Here is a 12,223-nt window from a genome sequence, read left to right on the forward strand (position 1 = left end):
CGGCCCGCGCACCAACCAGCCGCGTTCACCGGCGCGCCCGCGGCCTGCGCGAAAGCCAAGCGCGCGCAGCGCGCGCCGGCGCCTGAGGCAGAACAATGAGCCGCAAGCTGCGCGAGGCGGAGCGTGTCCGCGGCATCTTCGCCCGCCGCACCGCCCTGCTCGGCCTCGGCCAGATGGGGCTGCTCGGCTTCCTCGGCCATCGGCTGCACACGCTGCAGGTCGAGCAGGGCGAGCGCTTCGCGACGCTCGCCGAGGAGAACCGGCTCTCGGCCCGGCTGATCGCGCCGCCGCGCGGGCGAGTCCTCGACCGGGAAGGCCGCGTGGTGGCCGGCAACCAGCTGAACTGGCGCGCCCTGCTCGTGGCCGAGCAGACGGCCGACGTCACCGCCACGCTTGAGACCTTCTCGAAGATCGTGCCGCTGACCGAGACGGAGCGCGCGCGGATCGAGCGCGAGGTGCGCCGCCGCCGCCGCTTCGTCCCCGTGATCGTGCGCGAGTTCCTGACCTGGGAGGAGATGGCGCGGATCGAGATGAACGCGCCCGACCTGCCCGGCATCAGCGTCGATGTGGGCACGACGCGCCTCTACCCGGAGGGCGAGCACCTGGCGCATGTGGTCGGCTATGTCGCGCCGCCGTCGGAGCGCGACATGGATGGCGACCCGCTGCTCGAGCTGCCCGGCATCCGCGTCGGCCGCGCCGGCATCGAGCGCCACCACGACCGCCTCCTGCGCGGGCGCGCGGGCGCCGTGCAGCTGGAGGTGAACGCGGTCGGCCGGGTGATCCGCGAGCTCGACCGGCGGGAGGGCGTGCAGGGCGACGACGTGCAGATCTCGATCGACGCGGAGCTGCAGAAGGCGATCCGCGGGAAGATCGAGGAAGGCACCTCGGTCGTGCTGATGGATGCGCGCAACGGCGAGGTGCTGACGCTCGCGACCAAGCCGAGCTTCGACCCCAACATCTTCAATTCCGGCGTCTCCGCCGCGCAGTGGCGGCAATGGACGGCCAACCGCGCGACGCCACTGATCAACAAGACGACGAACGGGCTCTACGCGCCCGGGTCCACCTTCAAGATGGTGGTGATGCTGGCGGCGCTGGAGGCGCGCGTGACGACGCCGGGCGAGCGGATCAGCTGCCCCGGCCACATGGACATCGGCGATTTCCGCTTCCACTGCTGGAACCGCAACGGCCACGGCGCGGTGGACATGCGCCGCGCGCTGGTCGTGTCCTGCGACGTCTATTTCTACGAGATCGCCAAGCGGCTCGGCATCGACCGGATCGCAGCGATGTCGCGGCGCCTCGGCCTCGGCGTACCGCTCGACATCGAGCTGCCGGGGACGCGCGCGGGTCTCGTGCCGGATCGCGCCTGGCGGCAGGCGCAGGGCCGGCCCTGGGCGCTGGGCGACACGGTGGTGCACGGCATTGGCCAGGGCTTCTACCAGCTCACGCCGCTCTCGCTCGCCACCATGACGGCGCGCATCGCGACGGGCCGCGCCGTGCAGCCGCACCTGACGCGCGCTGTCGCGGGCCGACCCGCGCGCGGCAACCGCCCGGAGGACTGGCCGAGCCTCGGCATCCCGGAGGCGCATCTGCGCCTGGTGCGCGACGCGATGTGGGCAGTGGTGAACGAGGAAGGCGGGACGGCGCGCGCGCATCGCCTCCCGGCCAGCCTCGGCGCGCAGATGGCCGGCAAGACCGGCACGACGCAGGTCCGGCGCGTGAGCCGGGAGCAGCGCGAGCGAGGCTTCCGCGTCGACCAGCTGCCGCGGGAGTGGCGGCCGCACGCGCTCTTCGTCGCCTATGCGCCGCATGACAATCCGTGGCTGGCCTGCTCCGTCGTGGTGGAGCACGGCACCAGCGGCTCGGGCGCCGCCGCGCCGCTGGCGCGCGAGGTGCTGATCGAGGCCTTCAACCGGCTGCGGCCGGGCAGCGGCGCGCCGCGCATCGCCCAGGGGGGCAGGATATGAGCGGGCGGACATGAGGTTCGAACGCAGACTCTGGCTGCGGGAGAGCGGCACGGGCGTGCTGGACAAGCTCTGGCGCATCCCTTGGCTCTACGTGCTGCTGCTCTGCGCGGTGGCGGGCGTGGGCTATGTCGCGCTCTATTCGGCCGGCGGCGGCGCGCCCGAGCCCTACGCGCAGCGGCATGCGATACGCTTCGGCTTCGGCCTCGTGCTGATGCTCTCCATCGCCATGGTGGACATCCGGCTGATCCAGAAGCTGGCCTGGCTGGGCTATGCGGCCGGCGTAGGCCTGCTCGTGCTGGTCGCGCTGCATGGCGAGGTGGGCAAGGGCGCGCAGCGCTGGATCGACCTCGGCCCGCTGCAGATCCAGCCGTCCGAGCTGATGAAGATCCTGCTGGTGGTCGCGCTGGCGTCGTGGTTCCACAAGGCGAGCTGGGAGCGGATCGGCAATCCGCTGTTCCTGATCCCGCCGCTGGTCGCCATCGCGATACCGGCGCTGCTGATCTTCAAGCAGCCGAACCTGGGCAATGCGCTGATCACGGTGATGGTGGGCGGCGCGGTCTTCTTCGCGGCCGGCGTGCGCCTGTGGAAGTTCGCACTCGCGCTCGGCGGCATCGCGGTGGCGGCGCCGATCGTCTACGACCACCTGAAGGACTACCAGCGCGCGCGCATCACGACCTTCCTGGATCCGGAGAGCGACCCGCTCGGGGCGGGTTACAACATCATCCAGTCGAAGATCGCGCTGGGGTCGGGCGGGATGTGGGGCAAGGGGTTCCTGCAGGGCACGCAGGGGCACCTGAACTTCCTGCCCGAGAAGCAGACGGACTTCATCTTCACCATGTGGGCGGAGGAGTTCGGGCTGGTGGGCGCGCTGGCGGTGCTGGCGCTGCTGGCCTGCGTGATCGCCTTCGGCTTCCTGGTCGCGCTGCGCTCGCGCCACCAGTTCGGCCGGCTGCTCGCGGTGGGGCTGGCGACCAACTACTTCATGTATGTCTTCGTCAACATCGCCATGGTCACGGGCAGCATCCCGGTGGGGGGTGTGCCCCTGCCGCTGATCAGCCATGGCGGGTCGGCGATGCTGACGGTGATGCTGGGCTTCGGCCTGCTGATGTCGGTGCATGTCCACCACGACGCCGAGATCGGCGCGGTGCGGGACGAGCCCTGAGGTGACGCAGGCCGCAGGCGACGGCGCGGCGGGCGACGGCTGCGGCTGGTCCGGCTAGGCGCGATGGCGCTGTGCGCGCTGGGCGGCGGGTGGCTGCTGGCGCTGGCGGCGGCGGGGATCTGGCCCGTCGAGCCGGATGGCAGCCTCGCGCTGACCGATTTCGTTCCTCTCTATGCCGCTGGTTCCCTCGCCCTCGATGGCCAGGCCCATGCCGCCTACGACTGGGACGTGCTCCATGCCCGGATCGCCGCGCTCGGCGGTCCGCCGGTCAACGCAACCGGTCTCAATCCGTCCATTGGCGAGGCGCGCTGGCCGGTGCCACTCGCCGCGGCGCTGGTCCTGGCGGCGCGGCGCCCCGGTCAAGCCGCCATCATCGGGGCGCGCGCATCCGGCGTCCTGACGCCGTGCGACCGGGCGGTCGCCGCCTGCGCCGCAACGGACGGCTTGCGCGCATGCATGAACACGCTGAGGCCGATCGTGCGGTTGCGGGCCATGAGCGGCAGTTCCAGCCGGCAGAGGGCGCCGAGCAGGGCGTTGACGGGCCGCGAATGGCGCCGCAGCCCGCTGCGCGCCACGACCGGCTGTCCCCGGACGCGGCCAATCAGGTCGGGCGCGCGCGCCAGCATCGCGAAGGGCAGGACGCCGGCGAAGAAATACATGCCGCGGACGACCTCGAGCCCTGCGGCACGCGTGAGCTGCGTCACATCCTCGAGCGTGTAGCGGCGATGATGCTCGAGGAAGACGTCGTGGCCGCTCCACATCCAGCGGAGCGCCGGGACGCTGATCAGCACGTCGGTGCCCGGGGCGGCCGCCCCCGCATGCTCGGCCAGCAGGTCCAGGTCGTCCTCGACATGCTCGAGGACGTCCATCATGACGATCAGGTCGGCGTCGCCCGGCGCGGCGGCGCGGCGGAAGCGGAGCGGCTTGCCCTCCACCGTCTCGTCCCGGTCGGAGGCATAGAAGGGATCGAGGCAGGTGGCTTCCGCGATCGCCGTGCGCTCCAGCAGGGCGCGGGCGAAGAAGCCGGACCCCGCCCCCACGTCGAGCACGCGGCGGGCGCCGAGACCGGCCACGAGTTGCAGCAGGGCCGCGCGCTTCGCGCGGAAATACCAGTGCTGCTCGATGTCCTCGCCGAGGATGGCGGTTTCCTTGAGATCCATGCGACACCCCCGCCGACAGGCGGCGCAAAATGAAGCACAGTCACATGTTTTTTTACAACCCTTTTTCGCTCGGATCCGCCCGCAGCTCGCGGCAGCGGGGCTGGACAAGCCCGCGCGACCGGCCTATCTCGCCGCTCCCGGATGGGCGCATAGCTCAGTTGGTAGAGCAGCTGACTCTTAATCAGCGGGTCCTAGGTTCGAGCCCTAGTGCGCCCACCATCCTCCTGATCCCCAGCAGATTGTGTCCGCTCCGTCGCGCGCCGGTCCGGCCCGGCTGCGGCCGGCCGTCGACGTGATGTCGGCCTCGCGAACTGCGTCGCGCCCGGCCGGTTGCCGGCCCGTCGCGGCGCACCCTGGCGGATCGGCATGGCCGGGCGACGTGCCGCACATGCTTCTTGCCGCCGTCCTCGCCATGCTGCTGGCCGCGGTGCCGCTCTGGCACGACGCGGGCACCTATTTCCGCGACGACATGGAGGCGCAGTTCGCACCGACCTTGGCCGCGATCGGCCGGGCGCTGCGAGCGGACGGCGCGATACCGCTCCTCACGACCCAGCTGTGGGTCGGCGGCAACCTGGCGGGCGAATACCAGTACGGACTGTTCAATCCGGTCCTGCTCGGCCTCTTCGCCGTTCTGCCCGCCGTCCCGGACCAGGCGGCCGCCATGGCCTTCCTGGTGGTCTGTCTCAGCGCCGTCCTCGGCGGCGGCGCCTTCGTGCTCGCGCGCGCCCTGGGTCTTGCGGTGCCGCTCGCGCATGCCGCCGCGGTGGCGATCGCGGGCAACGCGATGCTGACCTACTGGTTCGGCGCGTCCTGGTTCCCGGCCTACGCGGCCACTGGCTTCATGCTGTGGGCGATGGCCGGCCTGCTGTACGCGCATCGGGGACGCCTGCCCTTCCTGGGCGCGGCGCTCGGCGTCTGGCTCACCGCCACCGCAGGATTCAGCCATGGCGTCATCGTCCTTGGCATCTTCACCGCAATACGACTGCTTGTGCTTTGGCGCGAATACGGATGGCGACCCGTTCTCGACGTGGCTATGGCCGCCGCATTGGGGGTGGGCGCGGCCGCCGTGGCGATTCTCCCCCTGGTCGGCATGTCGGCGCTGGCGAGCCGGGACACAGCGATCGGAAACAACAGCTTCCTGCTTCCGAACCTCCGCGACGTCCTGACGCTGTCGAGCCCCCTCCACATGAGCATCTTCGCATTCATGCCGGGGCGCTCGCCTTTCGTGCCCGCCCCGATCTTCCACGCGGCGTGGTTCGTGCTGCCGCTCGCGATGCTGATCGACTGGCGCCGCCTCGACTGGCGCGACGGTCACCTGACGACCGTGCTGGCCTTCGGGCTCGCCATGCTGATCGGAACGCAGGGGCCGAGCCACCTCGGCTGGATGCGCTTTCCCATCAAGTTCCTTCCCTATTTCCAGATCGCCACGGTGCTGGCCGCCCTCCTCGTCCTGCAGCACGCCGGCTTCGCCCAACCCTCCCGCGTACGGCGGCTCGCGCTCTGCGCGGCCATGGCCCTCTCCGCTCTCTCGTCGATCCAGTCGGCGCCATCCCTTGCGCCGCTGCATATAGGTCTAGCCGTGCTCGCCGGGTTTGCGGCCCTTCTCTTGCAACGTGATGCCGCGGGTCATCGCGTCGCGCTCGGCCTCGTCCTCGCGGCCTCCACTTGGCTGGCCGCGGCGGCGCTGAGGGCCATGCCCGCCTCGCTCGCCCCGCCGGGTATCGCCGTGTTCCAGCCCTTCGGCGCACCGCGCGCGACGACCGACGAGGCCGTCCTGTCGCGGCTTCCGCAGGCCACGGAGTTCCGGCTCGCTTCCGTGCAGTCGGCGCCCCGGCCGACGGAGCATTTCGCCGCGCTGCCCTGGGGCAACATGGCGCTCGCGCAGGGGCGCGCCGTCATTGTCGGCTACTCGCCCATCGGCCATGCCGGCTTCGAGCGGATGCTCTGCGGCGATGCGGGCGCGGAAGCCTGCCCCGATCCGGCCGGGCGCCTTCTGGCGCGCGACGCCAACACCGGCGCGACACCTGCCGACCTGATGCGGCTGCACCGCTTCGCGGTCGAGCGCGGCGCCCATCTCGACGCGTTGCGCCGCGTCGCCGGGCCGCCCTGGCAGGAGACGCAAAGCACGGCCACCGCCGTGTTCGTCGAGCGTCCGCTGCCCAACGCCCATCTGCCCGGCTCCCTCTCCTGGCCGATCGCGGGCCTGCGCGCCGAGAGCATCGGCGTCCCGACGGCGGAACGCGAGGCGATCCGGATCCTGGATCGCGATCCGGGGTCGGGGCCGCTGCTGTTCGCCCGGCTCCACTGGCCCGGCTACCGGGCAACCTTCGACGGCGTCGCGGTGCCGGTACGGGCGCATGACGACGTCTTCGTCGCGGTGGACCTCCCGCCAGGCGCGACGCGCGGCGATCTCGTGCTCTCCTTCACGCCGCGGGGCCTCGTGCCGGGGATCGTCGTCTCGCTGGTCTGCATGCTCGCGCTGATCGTCCACGCGACGCTCCTGCACGGCGCGCGTCGCCGCAGACCCGAAGCGCGCGCCTGACGCGCGCTACGCCGCCTCCCCCGCCGCCCAGCCGCTCGACCAGGCCCATTGGAAGTTGTAGCCGCCGAGCCAGCCGGTAACGTCCACGGCCTCGCCCACCACGAACAGCCCCGGCACCGCCTTCGCCATCAGCGTGCGCTGGTCGAGCGCCGCCGTGTCCACGCCGCCGAGCGTCACCTCGGCCTTGGCATAGCCCTCCGTGCCAGACGGCGTGATCTCCCACCGCCCGAGCTGCGCGCCGAGCCGGCGCAGCGCCTCGTCGCCGATCTCGCCGATGGCGCGCGGCGGCAGGTGAAGGGCGGCGAGTGCGGCGGCCAGGCGCTGCGGCAGCAACTCCGCCAGCACGGTCCGCGCCTCGGCCTTCGGGCGCCCGCGCTTGCCGCCGAGCAGCAGCGACGCCGCATCGCGGCCCGGCAGCAGATCGAGGATGAGCGGCTGGCCCTCGCGCCAATAGGACGAGGCCTGCAGCACCGCCGGGCCGGACAGGCCGCGGTGGGTGAACAGCACCGCCTCGGGGAACGCCACGCGCCCGCAGCGCGCTACCGCGCCGAGCGCGACGCCGGAGAGCGGCCGCATCAGCTCGAGCAGCTCGCCCTCGAAGGTCAGCGGCACGAGGCCGGGCCGCGTCTCCGTCACCGCCAGCCCGAAGCGCCGCGCCAGGTCGTGCGCGAAGCCGGTCGCGCCCATCTTCGGGATCGAGAGCCCGCCGGTCGCGACGACGAGCGAGGCGGCCGAGACCTCGCCGCGCCCCGTGGCGATGCGGAACCGCTCCGCCCGCGCAACGTCGGTGACCTGCGCGCCCAGGCGGATCTCGACGCCGGCCGCCGCGCATTCGGCGAGCAGCATCGCCACAACCTGCCGCGCGGAGCCGTCGCAGAAGAGCTGGCCGAGCGTCTTCTCGTGGAAGCCGATGCCATGGCGGCGGACCAGCGCGATGAAGTCGTGCTGCGTGTAGCGCGCCAGGGCGGAGCGCGCGAAATGCGGATTGGCCGAGAGAAAGCGCTCCGGCACGCAGCCGAGATTGGTGAAGTTGCAGCGCCCGCCGCCGCTGATCAGGATCTTCTTGCCCGGCGCCTCGGCGTGTTCCAGCACCAGCACGCGACGGCCGCGCTGCCCGGCCCGAATCGCGCACATCAGCCCGGCGGCGCCGGCGCCGAGCACGACGACGTCGAAGCTCTCCATCGTCAGGCGGCCGCGGCCAGCCCCGCCATGTCGCGCCCGACCGCCTCCGCCACGCGGATGCCGTCCACGCCGGCGGAGAAGATGCCGCCCGCGTAGCCCGCGCCCTCGCCGGCCGGATAGAGGCCGAGCGTGTTGACGCTGCGGAAGGCCGCGTCGCGCCGGATGCGGACGGGCGAGGAGGTGCGGGTCTCCACCCCCGTCATCACAGCGTCGTCCATGTCGAAGCCGCGGATCTGGCGACCGAAGGCGGGCAGCGCCTCGCGGATCGCGGCGACGACGAAATCGGGCAGGCAGCGCGACAGGTCGGTCGGCGTCACGCCGGGCTTGTAGGACGGCACCAAGGCGCCGAGCGCGGTCGAGGGACGGCCGGCGAGGAAGTCGCCGACGAGCTGCGCAGGCGCCCGGTAGTCGCGGCCGCCCGCCTCGAAGGCCGCGTCCTCCCACCGGCGCTGGAAGGCGATGCCGGCGAGCGGATGGCCGGGATAGTCCTGCTCCGGCGTGATGCCCACCACGATGCCCGCATTCGCGTTGCGCTCGGCGCGCGAATACTGGCTCATGCCGTTGGTTACCACGCGGCCGGGCTCGCTCGTCGCGGCGACCACCGTGCCGCCCGGGCACATGCAGAAGGAATAGACCGAGCGGCCCCGAAGCGCCGGCGAGGTGCAGTGATGCACCAGCTTGTAGTCCGCCGCGCCGAGGATCGGGTGCTTCGCGAAGTCGCCGAAGCGCGCGCGGTCGATGATGGATTGCGGATGCTCGATCCGCACGCCGATCGAGAAGGGCTTCGCCTCCACATGCACGCCGCGCGCATGCAGCGTCTCGAAGGTGTCGCGCGCCGAATGGCCGATGGCGAGCACGACATGCTCGGTCTCGATCGTCTCCCGCGCGCCGCCGCCGGTCGGCTCTGTCACCAGGCCACGCAGCCGGCGCACGCCGTCGCGGCCGGTCTCGATCACGAAGTCCACGACGCGGGTGCCGAAGCGGTATTCACCGCCCAGCGCCTCGATCTTGGCGCGCATGCTCTCGACCATCTGCACCAGGCGGAAGGTGCCGATATGCGGCTTGGCGACGTAGAGGATCTCCTCCGGCGCGCCGGCCTCGACGAACTCGGTCAGCACCTTCCGGCCCAGATGCTGCGGGTCCTTGATGCCGGACCAGAGCTTGCCATCGGAGAAGGTGCCCGCCCCCCCTTCCCCGAACTGCACGTTGCTCTCGGGCGTGAGCACGTTGCGCCGCCACAGCGCCCAGGTGTCCTTGGTGCGTTCGCGCACCACCTTGCCGCGTTCGACGATGATCGGCCGGAAGCCCATCTCGGCGAGGATCAGCGCGGCGAAGATCCCGCAGGGGCCGGTGCCGATCACCACCGGGCGCTTGGGCGGCGGCGCGGCGGCGCGCGCGACGTGGCGATAGGAGGTGTCGGGCGTGCGGCCGAGCGTGCGCGCCAGCACCGGGTCGCGCTGCGCGCGGCGCAGCAGCGCGGCCTCGTCCGCCACCTCGAAATCCAGCGTGTAGACCAGCTCGATCGCGCTGCGCTTGCGCGCATCCCAGGCGCGGCGGGCGACGTGGCAGGACTTCAGCTCGCCCGGGCGCAGGCCGAGCCGGGCCTTGAGCGCGGCCTCGACGGCGCCCTCGCCATGCGTCAGCGGCAGCTTGAGTTCGGTGAGGCGAAGCATCGCGCGCCTAGTTAGGCCGTCACGCCGCGGCGTGCCAGCGGAAGGTCAGACGCGCCGTGCCAGCGGGAGATGCCGCGCGACGTCACGGGCGGAATCCGGTGGCGACGACGTAGAGCTCGGCGCTGTCCTTGCGGCTCGCCGGCGGCTTGGCGTGGCGCACCGTCGCGAAGCGCGCCTTCAGCGTGTCGAGGAAGGCCCTCTCCGACCCGCCCTGGAAGACCTTGGCGACGAAGCCGCCGCCCGGCGCCAGCACGCGCAGCGCGAAGTCGAGCGCGAGCTCGGCCAGCGCCATGATCCGCAGATGGTCGGTCGCCGCATGCCCGGTGGTGTTCGGCGCCATGTCCGACAGGACGAGGTCGGCCTGGCCGCCCAGCGCCGCCTCCACCGCGCGCTCCGCCGCCTGGTCCTGGAAGTCGCCCTGCAGGATGGTCGCCCCCGGCACCGGGTCCACCGGCAGCAGGTCGAGCCCGACCACCCGCCCGCGGTCCCCCACCTTCCGCACCGCGACCTGCGTCCAGCCGCCCGGCGCGCAGCCGAGATCCACCACGCGGCCGCCGGGCTTCAGCAGGCGGAACTTCTCGTCCAGCTCGACCAGCTTGAAGGCGGCGCGCGACCGCCAGCCCGCAGCCTTCGCGGCCTGCACATAGGGGTCGTTCAGCTGGCGCTCGAGCCAGCGCTGGCTTTGCGGGCTGCGGCCCTTGGCGGTGCGCAGCCGGGCCGAGAGGGCGCGGCCAGCGGGCGGGCCCGCGGGTGGCTTGGTCATCGGCCCGATATCGGGGATCAGGCCCGCGCGTGCCAGCCCGCACCGCGCGGCGGCGAGCGCCGCGCCGCCATGCGGTCGGCGCGCATCAGCCGCATCAGCATCCCCTCGCGCAGGCCGCGATCGGCGACGGTCAGGCGCGGCACCGGCCAGATCCGGCGGATCGCCGCATAGACGGCGCAGCCGGGCAGCACGAAATCCACTCGGTCCGGGCCGACGCAGGGATGCGCCGCCAGCCCGTCGCGTCCCAGCGCGAAGAGGTCGCCGAGCGCCTGGTCGGCCTGCGCGGCATCCAGCGTCTGGCCGTCCACCAGCGGCCGGCGGTAGCGCGGCAGCGCCATCGCCACGCCAGCCAGCGTCGTCACCGTGCCGGACGTCCCCATCAGCCGGACGCCGCCGGCGCGGATCTCCTGCGCGATGCGGTGCACGGCATCGAAGCCCAGCAGCCGGTCGGCGATCTCGTCCACCACGGCGTGGAAGCCGGCCTCGGTGAAGCAGGCCTCGCCATGGCGTTCCGCCAGCGTGACCACGCCGACGGGCAAGGAGAGATAGCCGATCAGTTCCGGCGCCGGGCGGCCGGGGGTGAGGCGCACCCAGGCGATCTCGGTGGAGCCGCCGCCGATGTCGAAGAGCAGCGCGCGCCGGTCGCAGGGCTCGAGCAGCGGCGTGCAGGATTCGACAGCAAGCTCCGCCTCCTCGCGCGCCGTGATGGTGCGCAGCTTCAGGCCGGTCTCGGCCTCGACGCGGGCCAGGAAGGCGGGGCCGTTGGCGGCGCGGCGGCAGGCTTCCGTCGCGACCGCCTGCAGGGCGCGCACGGGGCGGCGGGCGAGCTTGTCGGCGCAGGCGGAGAGCGCCGCGAGGGCGCGGTCCATCGCCGCGTCGGAGAGCCGGCCGGTGGCGACCAGCCCCTCGCCGAGGCGGACGATGCGGCTGAAGCTGTCCACCACGCGGAAGCCGTGCGCGGCGGGGGTGGCAACGAGCAGGCGGCAATTGTTGGTGCCGAGGTCGAGCGCCGCATAGGCCGGCCCCCAGGACGGGTCGCGCCGGGCCGGTGCGCGGGCCTCGGCCCGCGGCGGCTGGTCCGTTCGGCTGGCGGACATGTCGTCGGGCATCGTTCGCGGTCGTGCTCCCGGATCGCGCTGGCCCGCGGCGGGCCGGGTGCGTTCCTGCATGATCTTGCGGGGCGTCTGCCGGGGCAAGGCATTTCGTGACCGCTCGCCCAGGCGGCACTGTTGCCCCGCCAGGGGGCCTATGCTACCTCGCGCGCCCGCCCGGACCGCCGTGCGGCCACCGGCTGGTGGGGGATAGTTTAGCGGTAGAACTCCGGATTCTGACTCCGGCAGCCTTGGTTCGAATCCAGGTCCCCCAGCCACCTCCCGCACCCTGACCTGAAGCGCCTGACCGTCGCCGCCTGCCTGCCTGATCGGCGAGGGCTTTGCGGGGCTTTGCCGGCTCGCGGGTGTCTCATGGTCGTCGCCGGACAATCCACGCCCTGACCAGGGCCGACGCCGCCGCGCCCGAGGTGCCCGGGCCGCCGCTATGCCGCCCGTCCCACCAGCGCGCCTGCGCCATCCGCGGTGGCACGGACGGCTTTCGGTCCAGCCCTGGCCGCGTCACGATGGGCGCCCAGGCTGATCGAGGCTCCTCATGATTGACGACAGGGACGGGGCTCCCGCCCGCAAGGCCTCGCGGCGACGGCTGTTCCGGGCCGTCGCGGCCGGCGGCGCGGCGCTCTCCCTGCCCGCCTGCGCGATCCCGCCGCGGCTGCCGGCCGTGCCGG

The 12,223-nt window shown here is 72.7% G+C and carries 8 protein-coding genes and 2 tRNA genes; 5 read left to right on the forward strand and 5 right to left on the reverse strand.

The window, feature by feature from the left end:
- Positions 1-95 precede the first annotated feature (95 nt).
- Together mrdA and rodA are read left to right on the forward strand one after the other, a co-directional pair.
- Positions 96-1,964, forward strand: coding sequence for a penicillin-binding protein 2 (gene mrdA, locus L2I40_RS10295; RefSeq protein WP_237214817.1), 1,869 nt, complete (start codon positions 96-98; stop codon positions 1,962-1,964).
- Between the two features lie 10 nt (positions 1,965-1,974).
- On the forward strand, positions 1,975-3,126 hold the full coding sequence (gene rodA / locus L2I40_RS10300; RefSeq protein WP_237214818.1) for a rod shape-determining protein RodA: 1,152 nt from the start codon (positions 1,975-1,977) through the stop codon (positions 3,124-3,126).
- Between the two features lie 359 nt (positions 3,127-3,485).
- On the opposite strand, the gene L2I40_RS10305 is transcribed toward rodA, so the two are convergent.
- Positions 3,486-4,286, reverse strand: a complete 801-nt coding sequence (locus L2I40_RS10305; protein WP_237214819.1) for a class I SAM-dependent methyltransferase — start codon at positions 4,284-4,286, stop codon at positions 3,486-3,488.
- Positions 4,287-4,429: 143 nt separating this feature from the next.
- On the opposite strand from L2I40_RS10305, the gene L2I40_RS10310 reads away from it, so the two are divergent.
- Together L2I40_RS10310 and L2I40_RS10315 are read left to right on the forward strand one after the other, a co-directional pair.
- Positions 4,430-4,505: transfer RNA gene (locus L2I40_RS10310), tRNA-Lys, on the forward strand.
- 169 nt (positions 4,506-4,674) lie between these two features.
- Complete coding sequence (locus L2I40_RS10315; protein ID WP_237214820.1) at positions 4,675-6,828, forward strand: hypothetical protein; 2,154 nt, start codon at positions 4,675-4,677, stop codon at positions 6,826-6,828.
- A gap of 6 nt (positions 6,829-6,834) precedes the next feature.
- Here L2I40_RS10315 and L2I40_RS10320 read toward each other — a convergent pair whose 3' ends face one another.
- The 4 genes from L2I40_RS10320 to L2I40_RS10335 form a co-directional block, all read right to left on the reverse strand.
- Positions 6,835-8,010, reverse strand: coding sequence for a BaiN/RdsA family NAD(P)/FAD-dependent oxidoreductase (locus tag L2I40_RS10320; RefSeq protein ID WP_237214821.1), 1,176 nt, complete (start codon positions 8,008-8,010; stop codon positions 6,835-6,837).
- Positions 8,011-8,012: 2 nt separating this feature from the next.
- A complete protein-coding gene (locus tag L2I40_RS10325) occupies positions 8,013-9,683 on the reverse strand; it encodes an NAD(P)/FAD-dependent oxidoreductase (RefSeq protein ID WP_237214822.1) in 1,671 nt (556 codons plus the stop codon).
- A gap of 82 nt (positions 9,684-9,765) precedes the next feature.
- A complete protein-coding gene (locus L2I40_RS10330; RefSeq protein WP_237214823.1) occupies positions 9,766-10,446 on the reverse strand; it encodes an RlmE family RNA methyltransferase in 681 nt (226 codons plus the stop codon).
- Positions 10,447-10,463: 17 nt separating this feature from the next.
- Complete coding sequence (locus L2I40_RS10335; protein WP_237214824.1) at positions 10,464-11,543, reverse strand: Ppx/GppA phosphatase family protein; 1,080 nt, start codon at positions 11,541-11,543, stop codon at positions 10,464-10,466.
- Positions 11,544-11,741: 198 nt separating this feature from the next.
- Between L2I40_RS10335 and L2I40_RS10340 the strand changes: the two genes are divergently transcribed.
- Positions 11,742-11,815, forward strand: a tRNA-Gln gene (locus L2I40_RS10340).
- Positions 11,816-12,223: the final 408 nt, after the last annotated feature.

It is taken from the genome of Falsiroseomonas oryziterrae, assembly GCF_021864505.1.
GTDB lineage: Bacteria > Pseudomonadota > Alphaproteobacteria > Acetobacterales > Acetobacteraceae > Falsiroseomonas > Falsiroseomonas oryziterrae.